Annotated in this window: 31 protein-coding genes; 11 read left to right on the forward strand and 20 right to left on the reverse strand. The window is 57.9% G+C overall.

From position 1 onward, the window contains the following. Positions 1–79 precede the first annotated feature (79 nt). The 3 genes from AB4N76_RS14510 to prlC all read right to left on the reverse strand — a co-directional run bounded on the left by AB4N76_RS14510 (position 80) and on the right by prlC (position 4,491). Entirely contained in the window at positions 80–2,044 is a 1,965-nt protein-coding gene (locus tag AB4N76_RS14510; RefSeq protein WP_460164585.1) for a M3 family metallopeptidase, read from the reverse strand. Between the two features lie 111 nt (positions 2,045–2,155). Beyond that, on the reverse strand, positions 2,156–2,443 hold the full coding sequence (locus tag AB4N76_RS14515; protein WP_046031082.1) for a YheV family putative zinc ribbon protein: 288 nt from the start codon (positions 2,441–2,443) through the stop codon (positions 2,156–2,158). Continuing rightward, a complete protein-coding gene (gene prlC / locus AB4N76_RS14520) occupies positions 2,440–4,491 on the reverse strand; it encodes an oligopeptidase A (RefSeq protein ID WP_077432178.1) in 2,052 nt (683 codons plus the stop codon). Before prlC ends, AB4N76_RS14515 begins: the two co-directional genes overlap by 4 nt. A gap of 89 nt (positions 4,492–4,580) precedes the next feature. Between prlC and AB4N76_RS14525 the strand changes: the two genes are divergently transcribed. From AB4N76_RS14525 to AB4N76_RS14540, 4 genes are all read left to right on the forward strand, one after another. Further along, positions 4,581–5,126, forward strand: coding sequence for a gamma carbonic anhydrase family protein (locus tag AB4N76_RS14525; RefSeq protein ID WP_460164586.1), 546 nt, complete (start codon positions 4,581–4,583; stop codon positions 5,124–5,126). 29 nt (positions 5,127–5,155) lie between these two features. Continuing rightward, on the forward strand, positions 5,156–5,806 hold the full coding sequence (locus AB4N76_RS14530) for an HAD family hydrolase (RefSeq protein WP_046031084.1): 651 nt from the start codon (positions 5,156–5,158) through the stop codon (positions 5,804–5,806). 89 nt (positions 5,807–5,895) lie between these two features. Then, positions 5,896–6,201 (forward strand): IS3 family transposase, encoded by a 306-nt coding sequence (locus AB4N76_RS14535; RefSeq protein WP_046033372.1) that lies wholly within the window; start codon positions 5,896–5,898, stop codon positions 6,199–6,201. Beyond that, positions 6,198–7,034 (forward strand): IS3 family transposase, encoded by an 837-nt coding sequence (locus AB4N76_RS14540; RefSeq protein WP_223525384.1) that lies wholly within the window; start codon positions 6,198–6,200, stop codon positions 7,032–7,034. The genes AB4N76_RS14535 and AB4N76_RS14540 overlap by 4 nt, the downstream gene beginning before the upstream one ends. A gap of 109 nt (positions 7,035–7,143) precedes the next feature. Here AB4N76_RS14540 and AB4N76_RS14545 read toward each other — a convergent pair whose 3' ends face one another. Continuing rightward, positions 7,144–8,232, reverse strand: a complete 1,089-nt coding sequence (locus AB4N76_RS14545; protein WP_460164587.1) for an aminopeptidase — start codon at positions 8,230–8,232, stop codon at positions 7,144–7,146. A gap of 60 nt (positions 8,233–8,292) precedes the next feature. Between AB4N76_RS14545 and AB4N76_RS14550 the strand changes: the two genes are divergently transcribed. Together AB4N76_RS14550 and AB4N76_RS14555 are read left to right on the forward strand one after the other, a co-directional pair. After that, a complete protein-coding gene (locus tag AB4N76_RS14550; protein WP_046031086.1) occupies positions 8,293–8,715 on the forward strand; it encodes a PA0061/PA0062 family lipoprotein in 423 nt (140 codons plus the stop codon). Between the two features lie 41 nt (positions 8,716–8,756). Continuing rightward, a complete protein-coding gene (locus AB4N76_RS14555) occupies positions 8,757–9,176 on the forward strand; it encodes a PA0061/PA0062 family lipoprotein (protein WP_046031123.1) in 420 nt (139 codons plus the stop codon). 6 nt (positions 9,177–9,182) lie between these two features. On the opposite strand, the gene AB4N76_RS14560 is transcribed toward AB4N76_RS14555, so the two are convergent. After that, positions 9,183–9,416, reverse strand: a complete 234-nt coding sequence (locus AB4N76_RS14560; protein WP_046031087.1) for a DUF1161 domain-containing protein — start codon at positions 9,414–9,416, stop codon at positions 9,183–9,185. Between the two features lie 157 nt (positions 9,417–9,573). Further along, positions 9,574–10,005, reverse strand: a complete 432-nt coding sequence (locus AB4N76_RS14565; protein ID WP_046031088.1) for an OsmC family protein — start codon at positions 10,003–10,005, stop codon at positions 9,574–9,576. 241 nt (positions 10,006–10,246) lie between these two features. Between AB4N76_RS14565 and AB4N76_RS14570 the strand changes: the two genes are divergently transcribed. After that, positions 10,247–11,248, forward strand: coding sequence for an LLM class flavin-dependent oxidoreductase (locus AB4N76_RS14570; RefSeq protein WP_046031089.1), 1,002 nt, complete (start codon positions 10,247–10,249; stop codon positions 11,246–11,248). A gap of 63 nt (positions 11,249–11,311) precedes the next feature. Here the strand turns inward: AB4N76_RS14570 and AB4N76_RS14575 are convergent, their stop codons facing one another. Then, a complete protein-coding gene (locus AB4N76_RS14575; protein ID WP_046031090.1) occupies positions 11,312–11,533 on the reverse strand; it encodes a DUF1161 domain-containing protein in 222 nt (73 codons plus the stop codon). Between the two features lie 122 nt (positions 11,534–11,655). Further along, on the reverse strand, positions 11,656–11,871 hold the full coding sequence (locus tag AB4N76_RS14580; protein WP_008027736.1) for a dodecin: 216 nt from the start codon (positions 11,869–11,871) through the stop codon (positions 11,656–11,658). 155 nt (positions 11,872–12,026) lie between these two features. On the opposite strand from AB4N76_RS14580, the gene AB4N76_RS14585 reads away from it, so the two are divergent. Continuing rightward, the gene (locus tag AB4N76_RS14585) at positions 12,027–12,353 is read left to right on the forward strand and encodes an ElaB/YgaM/YqjD family protein (RefSeq protein WP_046031091.1); all 327 of its coding nucleotides are present in this window, start codon (positions 12,027–12,029) and stop codon (positions 12,351–12,353) included. Here the strand turns inward: AB4N76_RS14585 and AB4N76_RS14590 are convergent. Then, complete coding sequence (locus AB4N76_RS14590) at positions 12,350–13,243, reverse strand: LysR family transcriptional regulator (RefSeq protein ID WP_046031092.1); 894 nt, start codon at positions 13,241–13,243, stop codon at positions 12,350–12,352. The genes AB4N76_RS14585 and AB4N76_RS14590 overlap by 4 nt on opposite strands. A gap of 126 nt (positions 13,244–13,369) precedes the next feature. Between AB4N76_RS14590 and trpB the strand changes: the two genes are divergently transcribed. The 3 genes from trpB (at position 13,370) to AB4N76_RS14605 (ending at position 15,994) form a co-directional block, all read left to right on the forward strand. Further along, the gene (trpB, locus tag AB4N76_RS14595; RefSeq protein WP_460164588.1) at positions 13,370–14,605 is read left to right on the forward strand and encodes a tryptophan synthase subunit beta; all 1,236 of its coding nucleotides are present in this window, start codon (positions 13,370–13,372) and stop codon (positions 14,603–14,605) included. Next, positions 14,605–15,417: a tryptophan synthase subunit alpha gene (gene trpA, locus AB4N76_RS14600; protein WP_077430954.1), complete on the forward strand. Its 813-nt coding sequence runs from the start codon at positions 14,605–14,607 to the stop codon at positions 15,415–15,417. The genes trpB and trpA overlap by 1 nt, the downstream gene beginning before the upstream one ends. A 121-nt stretch (positions 15,418–15,538) precedes the next feature. Continuing rightward, positions 15,539–15,994 (forward strand): anti-virulence regulator CigR family protein, encoded by a 456-nt coding sequence (locus AB4N76_RS14605; protein WP_046031094.1) that lies wholly within the window; start codon positions 15,539–15,541, stop codon positions 15,992–15,994. Between the two features lie 54 nt (positions 15,995–16,048). Here the strand turns inward: AB4N76_RS14605 and AB4N76_RS14610 are convergent, their stop codons facing one another. The 11 genes from AB4N76_RS14610 to AB4N76_RS14660 all read right to left on the reverse strand — a co-directional run bounded on the left by AB4N76_RS14610 (position 16,049) and on the right by AB4N76_RS14660 (position 26,182). After that, entirely contained in the window at positions 16,049–18,010 is a 1,962-nt protein-coding gene (locus tag AB4N76_RS14610) for a DUF7844 domain-containing protein (protein ID WP_046031095.1), read from the reverse strand. After that, positions 18,007–18,327, reverse strand: a complete 321-nt coding sequence (locus AB4N76_RS14615; protein WP_046031096.1) for a DUF2388 domain-containing protein — start codon at positions 18,325–18,327, stop codon at positions 18,007–18,009. The genes AB4N76_RS14610 and AB4N76_RS14615 overlap by 4 nt, the downstream gene beginning before the upstream one ends. 27 nt (positions 18,328–18,354) lie before the next feature. Next, positions 18,355–18,672, reverse strand: a complete 318-nt coding sequence (locus tag AB4N76_RS14620; protein ID WP_046031097.1) for a DUF2388 domain-containing protein — start codon at positions 18,670–18,672, stop codon at positions 18,355–18,357. A 107-nt stretch (positions 18,673–18,779) separates the two neighbouring features. Continuing rightward, positions 18,780–19,100, reverse strand: a complete 321-nt coding sequence (locus tag AB4N76_RS14625; RefSeq protein ID WP_046031098.1) for a DUF2388 domain-containing protein — start codon at positions 19,098–19,100, stop codon at positions 18,780–18,782. Between the two features lie 144 nt (positions 19,101–19,244). Beyond that, positions 19,245–19,454: a DUF1127 domain-containing protein gene (locus tag AB4N76_RS14630; protein WP_077430952.1), complete on the reverse strand. Its 210-nt coding sequence runs from the start codon at positions 19,452–19,454 to the stop codon at positions 19,245–19,247. A gap of 257 nt (positions 19,455–19,711) precedes the next feature. Then, the gene (locus AB4N76_RS14635) at positions 19,712–19,864 is read right to left on the reverse strand and encodes a DUF1127 domain-containing protein (protein ID WP_370694728.1); all 153 of its coding nucleotides are present in this window, start codon (positions 19,862–19,864) and stop codon (positions 19,712–19,714) included. Between the two features lie 382 nt (positions 19,865–20,246). Then, positions 20,247–21,740, reverse strand: coding sequence for an acetyl-CoA hydrolase/transferase family protein (locus AB4N76_RS14640; RefSeq protein WP_046031100.1), 1,494 nt, complete (start codon positions 21,738–21,740; stop codon positions 20,247–20,249). A gap of 213 nt (positions 21,741–21,953) precedes the next feature. Continuing rightward, the gene (locus AB4N76_RS14645; protein ID WP_046031101.1) at positions 21,954–23,387 is read right to left on the reverse strand and encodes an NAD(P)(+) transhydrogenase (Re/Si-specific) subunit beta; all 1,434 of its coding nucleotides are present in this window, start codon (positions 23,385–23,387) and stop codon (positions 21,954–21,956) included. Then, positions 23,387–23,710, reverse strand: a complete 324-nt coding sequence (locus AB4N76_RS14650; protein ID WP_007947884.1) for an NAD(P) transhydrogenase subunit alpha part 2 — start codon at positions 23,708–23,710, stop codon at positions 23,387–23,389. Before AB4N76_RS14650 ends, AB4N76_RS14645 begins: the two co-directional genes overlap by 1 nt. A gap of 15 nt (positions 23,711–23,725) precedes the next feature. Beyond that, complete coding sequence (locus tag AB4N76_RS14655) at positions 23,726–24,847, reverse strand: Re/Si-specific NAD(P)(+) transhydrogenase subunit alpha (RefSeq protein ID WP_046031102.1); 1,122 nt, start codon at positions 24,845–24,847, stop codon at positions 23,726–23,728. Between the two features lie 435 nt (positions 24,848–25,282). After that, the gene (locus tag AB4N76_RS14660; RefSeq protein WP_046031103.1) at positions 25,283–26,182 is read right to left on the reverse strand and encodes a LysR family transcriptional regulator; all 900 of its coding nucleotides are present in this window, start codon (positions 26,180–26,182) and stop codon (positions 25,283–25,285) included. Positions 26,183–26,241: the final 59 nt, after the last annotated feature.

Genomic DNA, 26,241 nt, shown 5'->3' on the forward strand with positions numbered 1-26,241 from the left:
TTTAGCTGGCAATGATCTCTGGCTAGGCCGTTAACAGTTGATCGGTGGCCGACCGCCCCCAGGAACTCATTCAAGGCAATCAGCAGTGAGCGTGAGTCGCCAGGTGAAAAAAGGCTTCGCGAAAGGCCCTGCCGGTTTGGGGGTTGAATAACCACTCCTGCTGAAACCGCTTGAACACCTCGGTCGCCAGCACCCCCGACCATTGGTAGGCGTAAACCGTGGCCGCGTAGCCGGTCACCATGTAGTCAAAGCTGTTGGCGAACCGGCAATAGGACGGCAGTTGCAGGCCGGGAATCCTCCTCTGAACGTCCTCGAAGACTTGCTGAAGGCTGCGGCTATCACCCTGGCAATGATGCAAATCGAAGTCGAGCAAGGCACCCAGCAGCAGTCTCGCGGTTTCCCGGCTGGTTTGTGTTTGAACAGCGGCCAGCGCTTTGTCGATACGTTCCTCGCTCAATCGCTCGCCAGTTTGGTAGTGCGCTGCCAGCCACAATAGAAACTCGCGCGACAGGCACCATCGCTCGAACAGTTGACCGGCGAACTCCGCGGTATCACGACCCAGTTGTGAAATACCGGAAAGGTTGTGATGAGGTGATCGCGTCAGGGTGTGCTGCAAACAATGGCCGAACTCATGAAAAAGCACCCGCAGGTCCTGGTGGGTAAGCAGGCACGGATGATCGGCGATCCCTGGGGTGAAGTTGGGGTGAAGTATCGCAATCGGCAGTATCAATCGACCCTCGGCATTCACTCGTCGATTGCGTCGTGTGGCGGTCCAGGCATAGTCCGAAGCCTCCTCTCGATGGAAGGGGTCGAGGTAAATGTGTCCGATCACCTGCTCATGCTCGCTGACTTCGAACAGTCGCACGCTGTCATGCCAGCGACTGAACGTTGTCTGTTCGGCGATCTTGATCCCGAACATACGTTCGCTGAACAGGCAAAGCCGATGCAAAGTCCCGTCGAGGGGAAAATAGGCCCGCAGATCATTCAGGGCACCTGCGAGACTTTGCTGGCGCAATTGTTCGGCGAGAAAATCATGGTCCCAGGCGTGGACTTCACTCAGGCCACGCTCTAGCGCGAACGCATCGAGCGCTTGGGTGTCCCGCACAAGCGCCGGTGTCTCAAGCGTCACCTGTCGACGCAGAAACTCGCTGACTTGCGCCGTGGATTCGGCCATTTCTGATGCGAGACTCAATTGCGCGAAGTTTTCGTACCCAAGCAGTCGGGCTTTCTGCTGACGCAGGGACAACAGACGCTCCAATACGGGACCATTATCAAATGACCCTGCGTTTGGGCCCTGATCGGAAGCGCGTGTGAGGTAGGCGATAAAGTATTCTTCGCGAAGGGCGCGGTTCTCGGCGTAGGTCATGACTTGATGGCGGGTGTGCTGGTCAAGACGAATCAGCCAGCCATCTTGTCCTGCCTGTCGGGCGTTGCGCGATAGACGGTCCTTGGTCTCTTGGGGTAGGCCATTGAGCCGGGTGATGTCGTCGATGTGCTTGCTCCAGGCCGAGCTGGCACTGTGCAGATTGCTCAAAAAAAGGTCTTCGAACAGGCTGATATCGAGGTTCAGCCGCGTCAGCTGTTGCTGTTGCTCGGTGGGTAAATCGATTCCCGACAAGCGAAACTCACGCAGAATCTTGCTCATGACGGCTTTGCGTGAATCGTCGAAATTCTGAGCAATCGAGCTTTGCGCCAGACGCAGGCAGGCTTTCCAGAGTTCCCGATTGCTCATCTTCTGCGACTTGTACTGCGCCAGGGCGTCTCCACAGCGACGGCTTGCGGTGTCCCACGCTTTATTGTCGTGTTTGACCGTCATCAGGGTTTCGATAATGCCCATCGCTTCATCCAGGCGAGCATCGGTTTCAACAATGGCCAGCACCAGGTCATCCCAGGTCGGAAATTCGGATTGACTGGCCGTGATCTCGGCAATGGTTTGGTGATTGTCGGCAATGATTGATTCGATGGCCGGCACCAGATGCTCGGCGCGGATGGCCGACCAAGGCGGGAGATCCCAGTGGTGCAAAAGCGGATTGGTATCAGGCATGGCGTCTTCCTTGATAGTGGCTGAAGGGATCAGCCTAAGCGGGAAGCACGCAGGAAGGGCGGTAGATAGATACCACCTTCCACCCGTCAAAGAGTGGAAGGTGGTGTTGACTCAGTGTTGCTCGTCAGGTTTTTTCTTCAGCTTCGGGTTCGGGAAAAACTGTACGGCCTGAACCTTGGCGTCCGGCACTTTCAGTGCCGAGGTGTTGACCCGCGTGCCCAGTTCCTTGGGCACGGAAAGGCCTTGTTCATTCAGGGTGTCAGAATAACCGCAGGCCACGCACTCGCGATGTGGCACGTCGTCTTCGCTCCACATCATTAGCTTGTCCGGCTCGCTGCAAGCCGGGCAAACCGCCCCGGCGATAAAGCGTCTTTTGGTAATCACAGGTCCCTCACTCATGCTGCCGCGTCCTCACTCAGGCCGCTGTGGCGCAAGAGTGCGTCAATCGATGGCGCACGGCCACGGAAGTCGACGAACAGCACCATCGGTTCCTGAGAACCCCCACGCGCCAGGATGGCCTCGCGGAATGCGCGACCGGTGTCGGCATTGAGCACGCCGTCTTCCTCGAACTTGGAGAAGGCATCGGCCGACAGCACTTCCGCCCACTTGTAGCTGTAATAACCCGCCGCGTAACCGCCGGCGAAGATGTGGGCGAAGCTGTTCGGGAAGCGGTTGTAGGCCGGTGGGCGCATGACCGACACCTCGTCGCGTACGCCTTCAAGCACCTGCGCCACGCTACGACCGTCGCCGTGGGTGGCGTGCAGCTCGAAGTCGAACAGCGAGAATTCCAGCTGACGCACCATCATCAGGCCGGACTGGAAGTTTTTCGCCGCGAGCATTTTCTGCAGCAGGTCCTGAGGCAGTGGCTCGCCGGTTTCATAGTGACCGGAGATCAGCGCCAGGCCTTCTGGCTCCCAGCACCAGTTTTCCATGAACTGGCTCGGCAACTCGACCGCATCCCAGGCCACGCCGTTGATGCCGGAGACGCCTGCGTGTTCGACGCGGGTCAGCAGGTGATGCAAGCCGTGACCGAATTCGTGGAACAGGGTGGTGACTTCATCGTGAGTCAGCAGCGCCGGCTTGCCACTGTCGGCCGGGGTGAAGTTGCACACCAGATTGGCCACCGGGCTTTGCAGCATGCCTTCAGCGGTGCGGCGACGATCGCGGGCGCCGTCCATCCATGCCCCGCCGCGCTTGTTGGCGCGAGCGTAGAGGTCGAAGAAGAATCGGCCGACGTGCTGGCCATTTTCCTTGATCTCGAACAGGCGAACGTCCGGGTGCCAGGTATCGAAGCCTTTCTGTTCGGCGATCTCGATGCCGTACAGACGCTGAACGATGGCAAACAACCCGCTCAACACTTTGTCGATCGGGAAGTAGGCGCGCAGGGCTTCCTGAGCCACGCTGTAACGTTGTTCGCGAAGTTTTTCGCCGTAGAAACCGCTGTCCCAGCTTTGCAGGTCCGGGCAGCCTTGTTCGGCGGCATAGGCTTTGAGCTGTTCCAGGTCCTGAGCGGCAAACGGCTTGCTGCGCTTGGCCAGGTCGCGCAGGAAACTCAGCACCTGATCGCTGGACTCGGCCATTTTGGTGGCCAGGCTCAGCTCCGAGAAGCTGGCGAAACCGAGTAATTTGGCCAGTTCCTCGCGCAGGTCGAGGATTTCTTCCATGACCGGGCCGTTATCGTTCTGACCGGCATTCGGGCCTTGGTCCGAGGCACGGGTGCAGTAGGCGGCGTAGACTTCTTCGCGCAAGGCGCGGTCGTGGGCGTAGGTCATCACCGCGTAGTAGCTCGGGAATTCCAGGGTAATCAGGAAGCCGTCCAGGCCTTTGGCCTGCGCTGCCGCCGCCATTTGCGCCTTGGCCGAATCGGTCAGGCCGGCGAGGGTGGCTTCATCGGTGACGTGCCGGGTCCAGGCTTGAGTGGCGTCGAGCAACTGATTGGAGAAGCGGCTGCCCAGCTCCGAGAGCTTGCTCTGCACTTCGGCGTAACGTTTTTGCTCAGCCTCTGGCAGGTCAATACCCGACAGGCGGAAGTCACGCAGGGAGTGTTCCAGGATAGTTTTTTGCGCCACATCGAAATCGGCGGCTTCGGGACTATTGGCGAGCGCTTCGAACGCCTGGAACAGTTCGCGATTCTGGCCCAGCTCGGTGGAATACGCGCTCAAGGCGGGCAGGCAGGACTCGTAGGCTTCACGCAGTTCGGCGCTGTTGCACACGGCATTCAGATGGCTGACCGGGCTCCAGGCAGCACCCAGTCGATCATTGAGTTCGTCCATCGCCAACACCAGACCGGCCCAGGTGGGTTGTTTGCCTTGGGTTTTGAGGATCTCGATAATGGCGGCGCGGTTGTCAGCCAGGATCTGTTCAATGGCCGGTTGCACGTGTTCGGCACGGATCGTGGAGAACGGCGGCAGGTCGTAGGACTGCAAAAGAGGGTTGTTCACGCTCACGGTTGGCACCTTGGCTGGAAGAAACATGCGGCCATCTTAATTACAATCGACGCTCACCGCAGCTATCGGCAACAGAGAGAAACCCTATCGTGAACCTTCGCAAGTATCAGAACCACACGCCGCTGCTGGGTAAAGGCGCTTTTGTCGATGGCTCGGCGGTGGTGATCGGCGACGTCGAAATCGGCGAAGACAGCTCTGTCTGGCCGCTGACCGTGATCCGTGGCGACATGCACCGCATCCGTATCGGCGCGCGCACCAGTGTTCAGGACGGCTGCGTGTTGCACATCACCCACGCCGGCCCGTTCAACCCCGATGGCTTTCCGCTGCTGATCGGCGACGATGTGACCATCGCGCATAAAGTCATGCTTCACGGGTGCAGCGTGGGCAGCCGGGTTTTGATCGGCATGGGCAGCATCGTCATGGACGGTGCGGTGGTCGAGGATGACGTGATCATTGGTGCTGGCAGCCTGGTGCCGCCGGGCAAACGCCTGGAAAGCGGCTTCCTGTATGTGGGCAGCCCGGTGAAACAGATCCGACCGCTGACCGACAAGGAAAAGGCTTTTTTCACTTACAGTGCGGCGAATTACGTGAAGCTCAAGGATCTGCATCTGGCTGAAGGTTACGACCGGCTCTGACTCTCTTCCAATATTGCCCAGGATTATTCATGCATTACCAAACCGTTTTATTCGACCTCGATGGCACCCTGACCGACCCGCGCGAGGGCATCACGCGTTCGATCCAGTTTGCCCTGAGCAAACTGGGGATCGACGAACCTGACCTGACCAAGCTGGAACACTTCATCGGCCCACCGTTGTTACAGGCGTTCATGCAGTTTTACGACTTCGACGAGCCCAAGGCCTGGGACGCGGTGAACTACTATCGTGAACGCTTCAAGGTGACCGGCCTGTACGAAAACCGCGTATTCGACGGTGTAACCCCACTGTTGGAAACGTTAGTAGGGCAGGGCCGGCAGTTGTACATCGCGACATCCAAGCCTTGGGTTTTCGCCCGGGAAATCGCCCGACACTTTGATTTCGCCAAACACTTCAAAGTGATTTACGGCAGCGAACTGGACGGCACGCGCACAAATAAAGTCGAACTGATTGCGCATCTGATGGCTGAAGAGGGGCTGGATCCTGCCAACACCCTGATGATTGGCGATCGTAAGCATGATCTGATCGGTGCGCGCAGTAATGGGCTGGATGCAGCGGCTGTGGGTTACGGGTTTGGCAGCCACGAAGAGTTGAGTGCAGAAGCACCGACCTATCACTTTGAAACGCTGGACGCGATGCACAGGGCGTTTTTGCAGCGCTAGTCAGAGGTCTATCGCGGGCAAGTCTGAACTGGCCTAATAATTTCGGACACCTCTTAAGGGCGATATGATTTCGCCAACTTGGAGGCTCCATGAACGAAAGAAAGGTCTATACGCGCGAGTTCAAGCTTCATGCTGCCAGCATGGTGCTTGATGATAACTGCCCGGTTTCAGATGTTTGTGCATCGCTGGATATCGGGCCCACCGCTTTACGGCGCTGGGTCGATCAGGTTCGTAAGGAACGTGAAGGGCAGCCAGTCAAAGGCACCAAGGCAATCACCGAAGATCAGCGCCAGATCCAGGAACTAAAAGCCAAGATCAAGCGCATGGAGATGGAAGCCGATATCCTAAAAAAGGCTACCGCTCTCTTGATGTCGGATCCCGATCGTTTTCGATGATCGCAGAGCTAAGAGAGTCATTCCCGACGGCTGTGGTGTGTCGTGTTTTCGGTGTGAAGCGCAGCAGCTTTTATGAGTGGATTCAGCGACGCGCCAAACCGAGGCGCAAACGCGAAGAGCTCAAGCTGAAAGTAGTTGAGCTGCACAGCGAAAGCCGCGAAGCCATGGGCTCCAGAATGATCAGTAAAGGCCTGAAATCCCAAAGCATTACAGCTGGAAGGAGTCTTGTCAGAGCGCTGATGAGAGAGGCCAATATCGTCAGTAAACAACGCCAGCCTCACCCTTTCAGATCCAAAGGAGTGGAAGCATTTGTCGCGCCCAATCGGCTCAAGCGCAACTTCAAACCGACTGCAATCGATCAGGTTTGGTGTGGCGACGTCACCAGTTTGATGGTGGGCAAACGTTGGGTTCATCTGGCCATCGTGATCGATCTGTATGCCCGAAGGGTTATTGGCTGGGCATTTTCTCTGGTCAATGACGCCAACTTGGTCAGCAAAGCGCTGCGTATGGCGACAGAGGTACGAACGTGTCCTCCTGGACTGATGTTTCACTCAGATCAGGGATGTCAGTACACCAGTCGCAAGTTTCAAGAAGAGCTGCTGCAACACGACATTTTGCAAAGCATGAGTCATCGCGGGCAGTGCTGGGATAATGCGCCGACAGAACGCTTTTTCGGCACGCTCAAGTCAGAGTGGGTGCCTCGTGGCGGTTACAGCCTGATCGAGGAAGCCAAAACCGATATCGTGCGCTTCTTCATGTACTACAACCGCACCAGACTCCATAGCTATAACGACTACCTGTCGCCAATAGCCATGGAGCAAAAAGCGGCATAAACACCGTAATCGGTGTCCGAGATTACTTGACCAGTTCAGTCTTGCTCCTAAGGGGTATGCACAGATTTCCAAATCTGTAGGAGCAAGGCTTGCCCGCGATGGCGGCAGTTCAGTCGACGGAGATCTTATCTGCCAAGGTTTTCAACGTCGCCTTACGTTCCCCAACCGGCAATGCCCCCAGCTTCTCGACGGCCGCATAAAACCTCACCCAGTCCCCACCTTCTTGCTTGAACAGCACAGCAAACGCAGGCACCCATTGGTCATACAACCCAAACGGCAACAGCCGGGCATTGTTCATCGGCGCGTTGACCCAGGCGTCATAGCGCCTGTCCCCCACCCATTGGCTGTCACGTAACTGCCGGTATTCGCTGCGCAGTCGCTCGAACTCATCGGCCTTGCGCTGGCGCATTTGATCCGCTGGCAAAGGCTGGGCGTACAGCTTTTCAAGGCGCGTGCGCGTGTCCAGCACCAGCTGAGTGAATTGATCCCGTCGTAGTGCCTGTGCTCCGGTGTCTGGCGCCAGACCGCGGGTTGCACGCCATTGGCGAGTGCCTTCCTGTTCGACGAAGGTTGCGAAAGATTCGTTGAACTCCGTGTCGTCCTTCACATAAATACGTTGATGCGCCAGTTCGTGGAAAATCAGCGTCGCCAGCCGTTCGTCACCCCAGCCCATCATTGAGCTGATAATCGGGTCGTTGAACCAGCCAAGTGTCGAGTACGCCTCGACACCCCCAATCGAAACGTCCATACCTTGCAGGCGCTGCAAGGCCGCCTCGCCGCGTGCCGCGCTCTGGCTGTAGTAACCGCGATAAGCGACGCAGCCGGCAATCGGGAAACAATGGTTCTGTGGCTTCAGGGAAAACTCCGGCGTGACGAAGACATTCCAGACAACGAACGGCCGGCCAATGTCGGCATACAGGCGATAGCTTTGATTGTCCGGCAGGTGCAAATGCTCGCTGGCGAATGTCCGGGCTTTTTGTGACTGGGCCAGATGCGCACGCAGTGTCTGATCGCGCGATGGATCGGCAATCACCTCGGCCACCGGTTCACGAGCCCGCAGCAGTTGCAGCTGACCCGTTGCCAATTGACTGTAATAGCTGACGCTGGTGCAACCGTTGAGCAGCAAAAGCAACATACCCGGAAACAAAACGCGCAAAACGCGATCAAGTAACCCAAGGCTTGGAAACGGCCTGATCAAAATAAAAACATCCTTGGAAAGTCTGCCCGCAAGACTATCCCGCCTGACTGGAGCTGCGCTATGCACAAGATGATGCTGACGGGGGGCCTGTTGATGCTGACGGGCTGTGCTGTATTTGGATTGCCTCACCCTGATCCGGCGCAGGCGTGGATCGACCTGGACTCGCAACGAAAAGACTCGGCGCTGCAAGCGTTGGAAGTCGATGATAAAGCCACGACCGACAAACGCTATTTTCAGGTGCAACCCGGCAGCCACGAGCTGACGGTGCGTTACCGGTTCCCGGTCGCGCCGACCAATATCGGCCCGGATGCCGAGCCGTTATGGCGTGACTGTCAGCTAAACGTGAAATTCAGCGACTTCAACGCCGGGGAGCGTTATCAGCTGCAAGCGGGGAATATCGGCTTCAGACCGTGGGCGAAACTCTATAACCAACAGCGAAAAGTCATTGGCCACGGCACACCGGCAGGCTGCCAACACACCTGATCGGCGGTATGCTGAATGACCAAATCATTGGGACATTCATCATGCGCAGGTTAATGCTGTTGCTCGCTGCCAGCGTTGTTGCTGGCTGTCAGAGTCCGTTGCCGCCGGTTGATCCACAGATGGCTTGGGTCGACTTCTCTGTGCCATTCCCCAACGATAAGTTGCTGATGGCCGAGCGATTGGACAAGCGGCGATTGAATGACGGACGCTTTTTCCAGGTTACGCCTGGCAGCCACGAGCTGCTCGTCCGATTCGATTTTGAAATACCGGGTGGGGGTGGCTTGGGCGTCATGGACGGTCCAACGGAACGGCTGTGCTACCTGACCATCCAATATGATCATTTCGAAGCAGGTCAGCGTTACGTACTGGTAGGCCAGTCGATCACGCTTGTTCCGGGCGCCCGATTGTACAACGCCAAGCGCGAAATCGTCGCAGAAGACCGGGAGTCCTATTGCCTGTGAGGCGAATCAGCGGTCGTTTTTCTGATAGATGATTTTCTTGGTGCCGTTTTCGCATGAGCCCACGACCATGTTCTGATCGTGCACCTCGTCATTGGTGACGATTTCCAGGGTGTAGGACGAAACCCCTTGTGCCTGGATCTTGGTTTCGATCTCGGCCTTGAGTTCTTCACAGGGTTTCGGTGCCGCAAGGGCCGATGTGGCCAATGCGCAACAGATAACCGCCAAGGTAAAACGTTTCATGGTTGAAGCTCCTTTGAGGCAGCGCGCAGGGTTATGCGTATTCACTGCTGTCATTTATTCGACCACAATTTCGCTGGTCAGGTTTTGTCCGGGCGCAAAAAAAGAACGCAGCCTGTTGAGGGCTGCGATCTTTTATCGGTTGCGCGAACAGCCGCCATCAGCTGAGCAACGTCGCCTCCAGCGTGATTTTCGCATTCAACACTTTTGAAACCGGGCAGCCTTCTTTGGCTTTATTGCTCAGATCCTCGAATTGCGCCTGCGTCGCCCCCGGGATTTTCGCCTGGAGGATCAGTTTCACGGCGGTGATTGAAAAACCACCGTCCACTTGATCCAGAGTGACTTCGGCTTGGGTATCGATGCTGTCAGCCTTGAGGCCGGCATCGCCAAGAATCATCGAAAACGCCATGGAGAAGCACCCCGCGTGGGCTGCGCCAATCAGCTCCTCCGGATTCGTACCCTTGCCGCCCTCGAAACGTGCCTTGAAGCCGTAAGGCGCTTCCCTGAGCACGCCGGTTTCAGTGGAGATCGAGCCGATGCCGGTTTTCAGGTCACCTTCCCAATGAGCCGATGCTTTCTTCGTAATAGCCATACCTGCCTCCTCAAGATCCGGCACGAGCGTCGCGCCTTTGTGGTTTTCGGTTGCCAAGGGTTCTGAGGATAGCCGGCAGTGCAAAGTTCACCCGATCTTGTTTGTCCTACTGTTTTCGTAGGTTTTTTTGCCTTGGCTATTGAAACTCGGGTATATGCCCTCATTGCATGAAACACGCTTATGGATTCGGCAGGTTTTCGTTTGTAAGAAAAACCTGCGCCCTAACTGGAGAAGCAGGTTTATGAAACGACTGTCCGACATCAAATTCTCGACCCTTGATCTGGTGCCTGTGCGCGAGAACGGTAACGCAGCCCAGTCGCTGCGCAACTCCCTGGACCTGGCGCAGCATGTCGAAAAATTCGGCTACAACCGCTTTTGGGTCGCCGAACACCACAACATGGATGGCATCGCCAGTTCGGCAACTTCCGTGCTGCTCGGCTATCTGGCGGGGGGGACCTCGACCATTCGTGTCGGCTCGGGTGGCGTGATGCTGCCGAACCACGCGCCGCTGGTGATCGCTGAGCAGTTCGGTACTCTCGAAAGTCTGTACCCGGGGCGGATCGACCTGGGCCTGGGCCGCGCACCCGGCTCCGATCAAATGACGGCCCGCGCGTTGCGCCGCGAACGTTCCGGCAGCGCCGACGACTTCCCTGATGACGTGGCCGAACTGATGCGCTACCTCGGTCCACGCACCCCGGACCAGCGGATCATCGCCATGCCCGGCACCGGGACCAACGTCCCGGTGTGGTTGCTGGGTTCCAGCCTGTTCAGTGCGCAACTGGCCGGTGAGCGCGGTTTGCCCTACGCCTTCGCCTCGCATTTTGCACCGCGCTTCATGCACGAGGCGATTCGCGTCTACCGCAATCACTTCAAGCCTTCAGCGGTATTGGATAAGCCCTACGTAATGCTCGGTGTGCCGCTGGTGGCGGCTGACACGGACGAGCAGGCCGATTACTTGGCGACGTCGGTCTATCAGCGAATTCTCGCCCTGATGCGTGGCCAAAGCCTGGTCCAGCGTCCGCCAGTGAAAACCATGGACGGGCTGTGGCTGCCGCATGAGCGCGAAGCGGTCAGTGATTTCCTCGGGTTGGCGATGGTGGGCAGCCCGCAGAAAATCCGCGCCAAACTGGACGTGCTGGTTGAGCAGACGCAAGCCGACGAACTGATTTTTACCTGCGACCTGTACGAACATTCTGATCGTGTTCATTCTTACGAACTGCTGGCGCAGGTGATGAAGGGCTGACGTTCAGACCTCCCCATAAAAAAAGCCGACGCATTGCGTCGGCTTTTTAACATCTTCGCGAAATCAACGTTTATAGACGATTTCCTTGGTTCCCTTTTCACAAGTACCAACGACTTTCCCGGCAGGGTCTGCGCCTTTATCGACAATTTCCAGCGAGTAACCAGAAACGCCCTTGGCATCCAGCTTCGCGGCGATTTCGGCTTTCAGCTCTTCGCATGGCTTGCCGTTAGCTAGCGCTGTCCCCGCAAGGCTCAACAAACCTACTGCCAACACAAACTTCTTCATCGGTCGCACTCCCTGGTCGGATCAAAAGGGGCATCCAGTCATTCGCTGGATGCGCACATACAGCGCTTTGCCATTCCCTATGGCATTCGGCCAGCGCGCAAGTTCAGAAGACTAGCGCAATCTCAGCTGCTGGCAATCCGGAACCCGACCTTGAGCGTTACCTGAAAGTGGGCCGCCTTGCCGTCCTTGATGTGCCCACGGGTTTCGGTCACTTCAAACCATTCCATGTACTTGAGACTTTTGCTGGCCTCGGCCAGCGCGTTATTGATGGCGTCTTCAATGCTGCTGGTGGACGAGCCGACCAGTTCGACTTTTTTGTAGGTGTGATGGTCAGTCATGGCGTTCTCCTCAGGGTGTGAGATACAGCCTAGCAGTGATTTTTCGTATGACTTGTGTCGGTCAATCGGAAGGGGAAGTTCCGAAATACTGCACTTTCTCCAACCCCTGAAGTCCCAATCAACACACGCAACTCAATCAACGCAGGAGAGCCACCATGGCCAACACCTCTTTACGTAAAGCCTCATTGCAAAGCATGGAAGCCGAAATCGAGAGTTTGCTCAAATCGTTGGAAAGCTTGAAAGACGATGCGTCGGACGAGTCGCGTAGAACCCTTAAAACCTTGAAGGCCAACGCCGAAAGTGCGCTGAAGCATTCGCGTCACTTGCTCAGCGATGCGTACGAAGAAGTCAAAGTCAAAACCCGTGAAACCAGGGTCGCCACTCGGGACTACGCCCAAGAACACCCTTGGACGACGGCCGGTGTTGCCGTGGGGGCGTTGGGTCTTCTCGCGGCCTATCTGCTGTGCAAGCGCGGGGATTAATCTGCCTGGCGCAGTTCATTCTTCAGCCACTGCGCCAACTGCCGAGCCCGCCCATCCGCGGCGCGCTTGGGTAGCCACAACGCCAGTTGCGCCGGGGTTTCACTGAAACCCCATGGCGCAACCAGGCGACCGGCCTTCACGTCCTCGGCCACCAACGGCTCTGGTGCAATGGCCACTCCCAGGCCGGCCACTGCGGCTTCCAGCAAATAGTACAAATGCTCAAAACCTTGACCATACTTCAAATCCTTGGGATCGAGGCCGTTGTGCTGCGCCCAGCTCGGCCACGCCTGGGGCCTTGATGTGGTGTGGAGCAAAGGCTCGTTCCGCAGCGCAGCCGCCGGTGCGCCTTGCAACCTCTCGTAGCCGGCGAATCGCGGGCTCATGACGGGGCCGATCCGTTCGCTGGTCAGTTCATAGACCTGCATGTCCGCCGGCCACGGCGGTTCGGCAAATACCAGCAACGCATCGAGACCTGGCCGGCGCGGGTCAAGATCGCCTTCGCCAGCGGACAGGTGTAGGCGCAGGTCAGGCAAGTCCGTATTCAGCCGTCCCAGGCGTGGAATGAACCAGCGCGCCAGCAGGCTTCCCGAGCAGCCGAGTACGAAGGGCGCATCGGCGGTGCTCTGCGTCAGCTCTGCACATACCGTGCGTAACCGTTCGAACGCTTCGCCGCTGGCGTCGCGCAATCGAATGCCGGCATCTGTGAGTTTAAGGCCGCGACCATCCTTGACGAACAGGCTCACCCCGAGGTGCTCTTCCAGTACCTTCAACTGCCGGCTGACCGCACCATGGGTGACGTGCAACTGTTCGGCGGCCTGACTGACGCTGTTCAGGCGGGCAGTGGCTTCGAAGGCACGAAGGGCGTTCAGCGGGGGGAGGTCATGGCTCATGGGATATGTGAGTTTTCCTGACAGGTTGCGGCGATCTTATCGGTTTTCAGAGTGGGGCGTCAGGGGTAGAGTTAAGCCCACTCTCTTTTCAAAAGCATCATCCCACCCATTCAACCGGAGCGACCCATGACCCAGACTAATCTGCGCAACGGCCCCGATGCCAACGGCCTGTTTGGCACGTTCGGCGGCCGTTACGTCGCCGAAACCCTGATGCCGTTGATCCTCGACCTGGCCCGCGAATACGAAGCGGCCAAGGAAGATCCGGCGTTCAAAGAAGAATTGGCCTACTTCCAGCGCGACTATGTCGGACGCCCGAGCCCACTGTATTTCGCCGAACGCCTGACCGAGTTCTGCGGTGGTGCGAAGATTTACCTGAAGCGTGAAGAGCTGAACCACACCGGCGCGCACAAGATCAACAACTGCATTGGCCAGATTCTGCTGGCGCGGCGCATGGGCAAGAAACGCATCATCGCCGAAACCGGTGCAGGCATGCACGGCGTGGCGACCGCTACCGTAGCCGCTCGTTTCGGTCTCGACTGCGTGATCTACATGGGCACCACCGACATCGAACGTCAGCAAGCCAACGTGTTTCGCATGAAGTTGCTGGGCGCCGAAGTGATTCCGGTCGTCGCCGGCACCGGCACCCTGAAAGATGCGATGAACGAAGCGCTGCGTGACTGGGTAACCAACGTCGACAGCACCTTCTACCTGATCGGCACCGTGGCCGGACCACACCCGTATCCGGCCATGGTTCGCGACTTCCAGGCCGTTATCGGCAAGGAAACCCGTGAACAGCTACAAGCGCAAGAAGGTCGCCTGCCGGACAGCCTGGTGGCGTGTATCGGTGGCGGTTCCAACGCCATGGGCCTGTTTCACCCGTTCCTGGACGACAAGAGTGTCGAGATCATCGGCGTGGAAGCTGCCGGTTACGGTATCGAAACCGGTAAACATGCAGCCAGCCTGAACGGCGGCGTACCGGGCGTGCTCCACGGCAACCGTACTTTCCTGTTGCAGGACGACGATGGCCAGATCATCGATGCTCACTCGATTTCCGCCGGCCTCGATTATCCAGGTATCGGCCCGGAACACGCGTGGTTGCATGATATCGGTCGCGTTCAGTACACCTCGGTGACCGACGATGAAGCCCTCGATGCGTTCCACAAATGCTGCCGCCTGGAGGGGATTATTCCTGCACTGGAAAGCGCCCACGCCCTGGCCGAAGTGTTCAAACGCGCACCGACCTTGCCGAAGGATCACCTGATGGTGGTCAACCTGTCCGGTCGTGGCGACAAAGATATGCAAACCGTGATGCACCACATGGAACACTCCCAACAAGAGCAATCCAAGCAGGAGAAACACTGATGAGCCGCCTGCAAACGCGCTTTGCCGAACTCAAGGAACAGAACCGCGCTGCCCTCGTGACCTTCGTCACCGCTGGCGACCCGAGCTATGACACTTCCCTGGCAATCCTCAAAGGCTTGCCCGCGGCTGGCGCCGACGTGATCGAGCTGGGCATGCCCTTCACGGATCCGATGGCTGATGGCCCGGCGATCCAGTTGGCCAACATTCGTGCCTTGGGCGCCAAGCAGAACCTGGCGAAAACCCTGCAAATGGTTCGCGAGTTCCGTGAAGGCAACACCGAGACTCCGCTGGTGCTGATGGGTTATTTCAACCCTATCCACATGTACGGCGTGCCACGCTTCATCGCTGAAGCCAAAGAGGCCGGTGTTGATGGCCTGATCGTGGTCGACTTGCCGCCCGAGCATAACGGCGAGTTGTGCGACCCGGCTCAGGCAGCGGGTCTGGATTTCATTCGTCTGACCACGCCAACCACTGATGACGTGCGCCTGCCGACGGTTCTGAACGGCAGCTCCGGTTTCGTTTACTACGTGTCGGTTGCGGGTGTGACCGGTGCAGGGGCGGCGACGCTGGAACACGTTGAAGAGGCGGTTACGCGTCTGCGTCGCCACACAGATTTGCCGATCAGCATTGGTTTTGGCATTCGTACTCCGGAGCAAGCGGCTTCCATTGCTCGCCTGGCAGATGGTGTTGTCGTGGGGTCGGCATTGATCGATCACATCGCCAACGCGTCGACGCCGGATCAGGCGATTGATGGTGTGCTCAGCCTTTGCGCAGCGCTGTCGGAAGGCGTGCGTCAAGCGCGGGTCAGCTGAAGGTAAAGTTCCTGATACAGAGGAATTAGAGCCTCGCGGCACAGACTAACCAGCAAGACCGAGGGCTTCAGGACTACGTTCTGAGGCCCTTTTTGCTGTATGTGCGGTGAGGAAAGCCCCGATGAAAATGCCGAAACGTCTGATTGCCAGCCTGGGCGTGCTGATGCTGAGTGCCACCCCATTGCTGCACGCGAGCGCTGATCAGCGCGACGATCACGGCCATGGCGGCCCTCAGCAGGGTCAATACGATAACCATGGCGACAATCATGGCGATGATCACCGTAGTCATCAGGACAACCATCGCGGCGGCCCTCCGCCCCGGGACTTCGGCCCGGTGCGCCAGACGATTCACGACAATCATGGGTATTTTGTGCGCGGTGCGCCACCACCTCCGGGTATTCATCTGGAACGCGGCCGGCCGTTGCCCCACGGCTATTATGGTGAGCGTCTGGACAATCGCGCGCTGGGTCGCTTGCCGTATTACCCGGGGTATGAATGGCGTCGTGCAGGCGGCGACATTGTGCTGATTGCCGTAGGCAGCGGGGTTGTTTACGAAATTCTGGAAGGGGTTCTTTGATTTAACGTGCAAGCAAAAAAAGGGCTTCGTGGATCATCCACGAAGCCCTTTTTACTAGGGCAGCTCCAACCCGCCAGCTGCCTTGTGCAGCTTTCTCAGATGTTCGCCAACTTGCTTCAGGTTGGCTTCATTGGCGGCCATTTCGGCTGCACGACTCGGTTCGAGCAGCGCTCTCACTTCCTTGTCCAGGTCGCCTGTCAGCACCAGAAGTTGCTTTTGGCGCAGGCTGCTTTCTGATTCCAGGCGTTGCCATTCACTCGGTTGGGGCAATCCATAACCGCCGCTGCCGAGCAGTTCCGCCGGACGGCTGAGGTAGCCGCTGTTGGCCAGAATATCCTTCAAGGTCGCATTGGCCTTGTCCATACCGCCGTTTTCCAGATTCCGAGCACCCAGGTAACGCTGCTTTACTTCGTCCTGAGCCAGCAGCAATTGCTGGCGCAAGGCTGCCTGTTCCAACAACAACAACGCCGCGCTGGCGCGCAGGTCAGCCTGTTCGAACCATTGCCGGCGCTCTACCGCTTTCAATGCCAGCCAGTCTTCGACTTTTTCCTGCTTGATCGGCAAGCGCTTCTTCAACACGTCGAACATGGCTTGATAACGATCGCGGAAGGAGTCGAAGCGATAACCCAGTCGGAGCGCTTCACGTGGGTCATCCAGCACGCTGGTATCCGCCAGCCCGCGCCCCTTGAGCACTTTGAGCAAGCCGTTCGGCATGATGTTATCCAGTCCGACCAGTTGTGCATTATTGGTGCCGCTGCGCAGCAGCTTCAGCTCCTCCACCGCGCAGTTGTTGGACAGGAAAAAGTAGCTGCCGTCGTAACTCCAGTGCATCTCGGCGGCGCGCTCCACGACGCCTTCGATCTCGCTGCGCGACAGATTGAGCGGCACCGAGGCGAGGCTGCGCAGTTCGGTCTTGGTGTATTCGTCGATCACTTGGGCCAGTGGCAGGACAAACAGGCGCGACGGGTATTTACCGACCAATCCGTCCCAGCTCGAGAGCTGTACGTCACCGACGAAGGCGCGATAAGACAAGACCAGATGCTGGTCCAGGTCGAGACGGCAGTCGGGCCCCCGTGGTCGTCCTGGCGCACAGATCACCAGTCGCAACATGCTGTGGCCCCAGCGGCTGACCCAGTTCTGATTGGCTTCGGCCAGCAGATAGTCGACGGCATAGACCCGTTCCGGATCCACCTGCCCAAGGGGTTGCTTGGCGAAGTCATTGCCAGCATTGAGGAAGGCGAAGGTTTTGGCGCAGGTGTTTTTGGCTGCCGGCGCCCAGCCGAAGTGTTCCTGGTAGTAGCGATACAGCATTGGACGACGACAGGCGTAGCTCGGGTCAAGTAGGAAATACTCCATGTTGACCGCGACGAACTCTTTGGGACTGTCCGTTTCGTAGATGTCCGGACTGCGGGCGATCTGCTTGTTGTGTTGTTCACGTTCACCGCGACGGCCGACGTATTGTTGCCAGCCGGCCAGGTCGAGCAGGCGTGGATCGTCGCTGAGGGTGAAGCGACGATCATTCTGGCCACGGCACTCGTCAGGAATACCGACCAGTCCGGCACTGTTGTTGCGCCGGGTGCAGCGTTGAATCAGTTTGCGCTCCGCGTCTGGCCACAGGCGCGAGCGGTCGTAAATGTGGGTGAGCTCGTGCACCACCGTGGCGAGCATTTCCCTGCGTACGGTGCCGTGAGGGCGATAGGTTTTCCTGGTCGCGGCGCTGCCATCGGTAAGGCTGGCGAGCAGGTTACGGTTCAGGTCGAGTTCGGACACCAGCGATGCCTGGCCGTAGGCATTGCTTGGCATGTTGTCGGTCCAGCCGACATCAATGCGCCGATCCAGTTGCTCGATGAAACGAGGCGGCAGCGCCTGCATGGCTTCATCTAACAGTGCCTGGCTGGCCTGCTGTTGTGCCGGGCTGAGACCTTCAGTCTTGAGTTGTAATTGCAGACTGGCGTGAGCCGCGTTGCCGAACAGCAACATGACCCCGGCCAGCAGCCAGGCGGCTGGCGACTTCACAGGGCGAGGATGGCTTCGGCGAGTACCTGATCACTGGCATCCCGGGCCTCAGGCACGCGATCGCGCAGGGTGTTGAAAGCCGCTTCGAGGTGCGCGCCACGGATATCGCCGTCGCTGGCAACAAACGTGGCTGCGTCGTCGTGGGCTTCACGAATGATCTTCGAGTCACGGATGGAGGTGGTGGTATCAGAGGTGAAATCAAGCGTGCGCTGGGTGGCACGAATGAGCATGTTACTGGTGGCAACCAGGGTATGGGCCTGGGCCACATCGGCCAGCAACAACAGGCCAAGGGTGGCAGCAATCAGCGGGCTACGCATGGAACGACTCCGGGGAAACAAGGATAACTATTGGACGAGAATTGCCAGTGCCAGTTCAAGGTCGCTTGCATGAAGTTTGGGCTGGGTCTGGCGCAGATAAATCAGGGCGGACTCCAGCTGTGCTCCTCGCAATTGGGTGTCGCTGGCGATGAATGTCGCAGCATCATCGTGAGCGGCGAGCAGCAGTTTACGGTCGAAGGGCGCGGAGGTCACCAGACTGCTGCCATAACCACTGGCGACAGTACCTTGTGTGGAAAGATTGAAGGCATCGAAAGCATGTGCCGAGCCCGACCAGCAGGCCACAAGCAATAGGGGCGTGAGCAACAACCTGGAATGAAAACGCATGAGACTCGATAGCTGAAAGCGAGCCCCAAGGCTAGCGCAACGTCCGGTCTAGAGCCAGCGCCGAAACATGGGGACACGTTGGGCGTGTCCCACGTCAGGGCTTTCGCTTAGATGGTCAGGATGGCTTGAGCCAGCTGTGCATCCGTTGCGTTCAGCTGTGGCGCCTGGTGGCGAATGTAATCGAGCGCACTTTCGAGTTTTACGCCGCGGATGGCACCTTCGCTGGCGACGAAGCTGGCGGCATCATCGCGCGCTTCACGCACAATCTTGTTGTCCTTAAAAGAAGAGGAAACGACGTCGGTGGTTGCATCGGACGTGGCCTTTAACGCTTTGACGACAGCGTCAGTGGTCACGACAAAGCTGGTGGCGTTGGCATTGGCAGCCACTGCAAGCAGGGCTGCGACGCTGAGCAAGCGAAGACGGGACATGGTGTATCTCCTTCAGGAAAACCAATTGAGAGGTGGCAAGGTATCTGCTGGATCAGACGCCTGTTGTACAGCGTGCGCCACGTTCCGGTTGATATTAGGCCTGCTTTTAACAGTTCGCACAGCCCGTCTGTTCAGGGCCGGTCGCTAGCGCCAGAACGGTTTATCCAGTTCATTGACGCGATCGGCGTGGCTGATGCCCAGGTCTGAAAGCTGTTGATCGTTTAGCTGACCCAATAGGCGCCGGGTTCTGGCCCGTTCCAGGCCGCGGGACAGTGCTGCCCACGTACGTTGTAGCCAGGTGAAACAAGGTTTCGCTTGCGGCGCAGGAGCGGAAATATCTTGTAAGTGATTCATGGCGCGATCCGTGTGCTTTGGAATGAGCCTCCATGGTGGCCCTCCCCGTTTTTGCTAAACAGATACACCGCGTAGAAATTGTACTTGTACAGTGATCGGTTTTAACAAACTGTACCGCTCTTGCATAACGCTGTTGTTTTTCCGAGTTCGATGGCGCGAAAACGACAAAGCCCGTCGTGGTTTCCCACGACGGGCTTTGTTTTTTCAATCTGGAGTGCTGGCAGTGGACCCGAGGGGTCAGGGCCAGCGACGCTAGCTTAGCGCCAGAACGGCTTGCTCAGCTCTTCGTAGCGTTGTGCTTCGCTAATCCCGGCGTCAGCCAGCAGACGCGAATCCAGGCGAGCCAGTTGATGGCGGCTGGAGATGCGGCGCTGCCACAGCATCAGGTTGGCGATAACGCGCAGAGGCATCGAGGCTTGGGTTTTTGCAGCAGTGTCTTCGAAGAACAGGCCGGAACTGAGTGTACGTTCCATGATTGACATCCTTCCGCTTGTGGCGGGATTAGGTAGTGGTTTAACTGGTGCCCATGATCCTCTCGTTTGCCTAGTCACTGTAGATACAGTTCATCTGTATTGTGAGGGCTCAGTTAACTGTTTATAGGCGGTGTACTGGTCAAAATTGAGGCAACTGTATCTATCTGCACTTATTTAGTGCGTTTTCGTGTGAATGGTTTGAAAAGGTAGGGAATTACGGTAGGAAATGACCAGTACAGCAGTACAGTTTTAAACAGATTTCCACGAAACAATAGCGCGCTGACGAAACTGTGTTTGCGTCAGCCGCTATCTGTACCAATTACGCCTTGAGCATGCGCCCTGTTTCTTCCAGGTTGATGTGCCAACTCAGCGCATCGCGCAGGATATGTGGCGTGTGTCCGCCGATTGCGCAAGCTGCGGTGAAGTAGTCGTCCAGGGCCTGGCGATAGTCCGGGTGCACACAGTTGTCGATGACGACCCGCGCCCGTTCCCGTGGTGCCAAACCACGTAAGTCAGCCAGACCGATTTCGGTGACGAGGATGTCGACGTCATGCTCCGTGTGGTCAACGTGGCTGACCATCGGCACGACGCTGGAGATTGCCCCGCCCTTGGCAATCGATTTGGTGACGAAGATGGACAGATGGGCATTGCGTGCAAAGTCGCCCGAGCCGCCAATGCCGTTCATCATCCGTGTGCCGCACACGTGCGTGGAGTTGACGTTGCCATAGAGGTCGAACTCCAGCGCCGTGTTGATACCGATAATGCCCAGTCGACGCACCACTTCCGGGTGATTGGAGATTTCCTGTGGGCGCAGCACCAATTTGTCCTTATAGCGCTCAAGGTTGCCAAACACGTCGGCATTTCGACGACTCGACAAGGTGATCGAACTGCCCGACGCAAAGCTCAGCTTGCCGGCATCGATCAGGTCGAACGTCGAATCCTGCAGTACCTCGGAATACATGGTCAGGTCTTCGAACGGTGAGTCGATCAGGCCGCACATCACTGAGTTGGCGATGGTGCCGATACCGGCCTGCAATGGGCCAAGCTTGTTGGTCATCCGTCCGGCAGCCACTTCCTGCTTGAAGAAGTTGATCAGGTGGTCGGCGATGGCCTGGGTCTCGGTGTCCGGTGGCAACACCGTGGAGGGGGAGTCGGATTGATTGGTGATCACGATCGCGACGATCTTCTCCGGCGGGATCGGGATGGCGGTGCTGCCAATGCGATCATCGACCTTCACCAGTGGAATCGGCGTGCGGGTCGGGCGGTACGTCGGGATATAGATGTCGTGCAGGCCTTCCAGGTTCGGGTTGTGCGCCAGGTTGATCTCGACGATCACGTGTTTGGCGAAAATCGCGAAGCTGGCCGAGTTGCCGACCGATGTGGTCGGTACGATATGGCCCTGTTCGGTAATGGCAACGGCTTCAATCACCGCGATATCCGGCAATTTGAGTTGTTGGTTGCGCAGTTGCTCCACGGTTTCCGAGAGGTGCTGGTCGATGAACATCACTTCGCCTGCGTTGATGGCTTTGCGCAGGGTGCTGTCCACCTGGAAGGGCATGCGCCGCGACAGTACACCGGCTTCGGTCAGCTGTTTGTCGAGGTCGTTACCCAGGCTGGCACCGGTCATCAGGGTGATTTTCAGCGGCGTGACCTTGGCGCGTTCGGCCAGCGCGTGAGGTACGGCTTTCGCTTCGCCGGCGCGGGTGAAACCACTCATGCCGACGGTCATGCCGTCCTCAATCAGAGCGGCAGCGTCGGCAGCGCTCATCACTTTATCCAACAACGAAGGCAGGCGAATACGGTCACGGTACATGGATTGTTATCTCGGGCAACGGGTAGCAGGATGCGCAGTCTAGTGAATTTCGCGGGCGCCTGTCCCGCTACCAAGGTCGAAAACGAGGCGTCTATTCAGCGGGTTTCAAGTAAAACACTGTTACCGGATCGGTAACAACGCGGCAAATTGTCCAGCGTTTGTGCAAACAAAAACGCCCCGACAAGTCGGGGCGTTCAGTGTAGCAGCGGAGGGTTACTCGACCGCTTTAACCATATCTTCGATGACTTTCTTGGCGTCGCCGAAGACCATCATGGTTTTGTCCAGGTAGAACAGTTCGTTATCCAGGCCGGCATAACCGCTGGCCATCGAACGCTTGTTGACGATGATCGTCTTGGCTTTGAACGCTTCGAGAATCGGCATGCCGGCAATCGGCGATTTCGGATCGTTCTTGGCGGCCGGGTTGACCACGTCGTTGGCGCCCAACACCAGCACCACGTCGGCCTGGCCGAACTCGGAGTTGATGTCTTCCATCTCGAACACCTGGTCGTAAGGCACTTCTGCCTCGGCCAGCAACACGTTCATGTGGCCAGGCATACGACCGGCAACCGGGTGGATCGCGTACTTCACGGTCACGCCGCGATGAGTCAGCTTCTCGGTCAGCTCCTTGAGCGCGTGCTGGGCACGGGCCACTGCCAGGCCGTAGCCCGGAACGATGATCACGGTATCGGCGTTGGTCAGCAGGAACGTCGCGTCGTCAGCCGAGCCGGATTTCACCGGGCGGGCTTCCTGGGCGCCGGCCGGTCCTGCGTCGGCCGTGTTGCCGAAGCCGCCAAGCAGCACATTAAAGAAGGAACGGTTCATCGCCTTGCACATGATGTACGAGAGGATCGCACCGCTTGAGCCCACCAGCGAACCGGCGATGATCAGCATCGAGTTGTTCAGCGAGAAGCCGATACCGGCTGCCGCCCAACCGGAATAGCTGTTGAGCATCGACACAACCACCGGCATGTCTGCGCCGCCAATAGGGATGATGATCAGCACGCCCATCACGAAGGCCAGGACCAGCATCAGCGCAAAGGCATTGAGATTGCCGGTCATCATGAAGGTCACGCCCAGAGCCAGTGTGGCCAGGCCCAGCAGCAGGTTCAGTTTGTGCTGACCGCTGAACTGTACCGGTGCTCCTTGGAACAGGCGGAACTTGTACTTGCCCGAGAGCTTGCCGAAAGCGATGACCGAACCGGAGAAGGTGATTGCACCGATGGCTGCGCCGAGGAACAGTTCCAGGCGGTTACCGGCCGGAATCGAATCGCCCAGTTGCTTGACGATGCCCAGTGACTGCGGCTCAACGACAGCAGCAATAGCGATGAACACGGCGGCCATACCGATCATGCTATGCATGAAGGCGACCAGTTCCGGCATCTTGGTCATCTCGACGCGCTTGGCCATGATCGAGCCGGCGGTGCCGCCGACCAGCAGGCCAACGATAACGTAACCGATGCCGGCGGTGGCCAGTTCAGCGCCCAGCTTGTAGATGAGGCCCACGGTGGTGAGGATCGCCAACGCCATGCCGAGCATGCCGTAGACATTGCCGCGCCGAGACGTGGTTGGGTGCGACAGGCCTTTGAGGGCCTGGATGAAGCAGATCGACGCGATCAAGTAGAGCGTCGTGACAAGGTTCATGCTCATTACTTAGGCGCCTCTTCTTTTACGACTTTCGGGGCTTTTTTCTTGAACATCTCAAGCATTCTGCGGGTGACCAGGAAGCCACCAAACACGTTCACCGCTGCCAGGGCCACCGCGAGGGTGCCCATGGTTTTGCCCAGCGGCGTCACCGTCAAGGCCGCTGCCAGCATGGCGCCGACGATGACGATTGCCGAGATGGCGTTAGTCACCGCCATCAACGGTGTGTGCAGCGCAGGCGTAACGTTCCAGACCACGTGATAACCGACATAAATCGCCAGCACGAAGATGATCAGGTTGTAGATACCGGGGGAGATAAGCTCTTCCATCGTCTGAATCCCTGCTTAGGCGTTTTTGCGGATGACTTGGCCGTCGCGGCACATCAGGCACGCGGCGACGATATCGTCTTCTAGGTTCACTTCGAATTGGCCTTCTTTGTTGAAGACCAGCTTCAGGAAGTCCAGCAGGTTACGGGCGTACAACGCCGAGGCATCTGCCGCCACTTCACCGGCCAGATTGGTCGGGCCGCAAATGGTCACGCCGTTTGCAACGACGACCTGATCCGCCACGGTAAGCGGGCAGTTGCCGCCCTGGGCCGCCGCGAGGTCGATGACCACCGAGCCCGGCTTCATCTGCGCCACCGTTTCGGCGCTCAACAGAGTCGGTGCCTTGCGGCCCGGGATCAGTGCCGTGGTGATAACGATGTCAGCCTGCTTGGCGCGTTCGTGTACGGCCAGGGCCTGACGTTGCATCCAGCTGGCGGGCATTGGACGCGCGTAACCGCCGACACCGACAGCGCACTCGCGCTCTTCATCGGTTTCGTACGGCACGTCGACGAACTTCGCACCCAGGGATTCGATTTGTTCCTTCACCGCCGGACGTACGTCCGAGGCTTCGATGACCGCGCCCAGACGCTTGGCGGTGGCAATCGCCTGCAATCCGGCCACGCCTGCGCCCAGAATCAGCACGCGCGCTGCTTTCACGGTACCTGCTGCTGTCATCAGCATCGGCATGAAGCGCGGGTAGTGATGAGCAGCCAGCAACACCGCTTTATAGCCGGCGATGTTCGCTTGGGAGGACAGCACATCCAGGCTCTGTGCACGGGAAGTGCGTGGCGCAGCCTCCAATGCAAAGGCGGTAATGCCGCGCTCGGCCAGCTTGGCAATGGTTTCATTGCTGAACGGATTGAGCATGCCCACCACAACGGTGCCGCTTTTAATCAGCGTCAGCTCGCTGTCGCTGGGGGCGACCACCTTGAGAATCAGCTCTGCACCAAACGCATCATTGGCGCTGCCAATGGTTGCGCCTGCCGCTTCATAGGCACTGTCGACAACACTGGCGTTAACGCCGGCGCCGCTTTGCACAGTGACTTTATGACCCTGGCCGATCAGCTTCTTGATGGTTTCCGGGGTTGCAGCAACCCGCGTTTCACCCGTCTGGGTTTCGAGAGGAACACCAATGTGCACGTCAAATCTCCTGCGTGATCTTATTGAGTAAACCCAGGCACTACGGATGGTGCGGCTGGGGCGGCCGATCAGCACGATCCCGCCGAATCAAGGCGGGGCGCGGCATTTTGCAGGCGAACTTTGTGCCCTTCAAGGGGTTATGACGGGTGACGGAAAATTAACTACAAGTCACCCCGTGACCGAATGTCGCAACTAACCGGCTGCATCCCATGCAGGCCGTGACTTACAGGGGTTTCTGTCGAAATTACAGAAATTACATATCTTTACGCTGAATGAGGCGTTATAGACCGCAAATAGAGGCTCAAAGCCACGTCACCAGAGGCTTGTGGGACGTTGGTGCTGCTTGTAGGTACAGTCTGTGAATATGCGACATATAGTTATATCTGTAGGGCTTTCAATTATTTGACTACGGGGTCAGCTAATGAGCAAAAGCCTTTATCCTTCTAGGTTGTAGCTATGCGCTTGATTGATAAGCCAGTCGCGAAATGCCTTCAAAGAGGCTGATTCCACCTTTCGCTCGGGAATCATCAGGTAATACGCCTTGATGCTAGACAGTGCCTGGGGGTTGGCAATCACCAGTCGTTTCTCCGCCAGTTCACGCTGAATCAGGAACGGCGGGATTAGCGCAATCCCCATGTCATGCATCGCGGCTTGAGCAAGCATGGAGAATAGCTCGTAGCGCGGACCTGTCATGTCCCGAGGGATATTCAGCTGTTGGGAGTTGAACCACTGACGCCATGCATAAGGGCGGGTGGTCTGTTGCAATAGGGGAAGGTCGGCGATCTCGACGGGTGTCAGCCGAGTCTTTTTTCCCAGTAGGTTCGGACTGCACACCGGCATCGGATTTTCCCCCATCAACCTGTGGGACTCGGTACCGGACCAATCGGCGTCACCGAAGTAAATCGCCGCATCAAAATCAGTGTCGGCAAACAGGAACGGGCGGGTGCGGTTGGTGAGGTTGACCGTCACCTCCGGGTGCTTGTGCTGAAAGTCTTTGAGTCTTGGCAGCAGCCATTGAGTGCCGAAAGTCGGAACCACCGCCAGTTCGATCACATTGGCGCCCTGTTGCCCCATTACCGACAACGTGTCCCGTTCCACTGCGTCGAGCTGTGTGGCCACGCGGCGACTGTAGGAAAGGCCGGCCTCCGTCAGTTTCACCCCGCGCCGCGAGCGTCGGAACAGTTCGACGCTGAGGAACTCCTCCAGGCTGGCGATCTGTCGGCAAATCGCACCCTGGGTCAGCGAAAGCTCCTGGGCGGCTTTGGTGAAGCTTTCATGCCGTGCGGCCGCTTCAAAGCTGATCAGGGCGGTGGTGCTGGGGATTTTCCTGCGCATGTACGTCAACCTCACTAATACATCGCATAAAGGCTCTTTTGCGATGTTTCGAAGTGAGA

It is taken from the genome of Pseudomonas sp. S2_F03 (genome assembly GCF_054668335.1).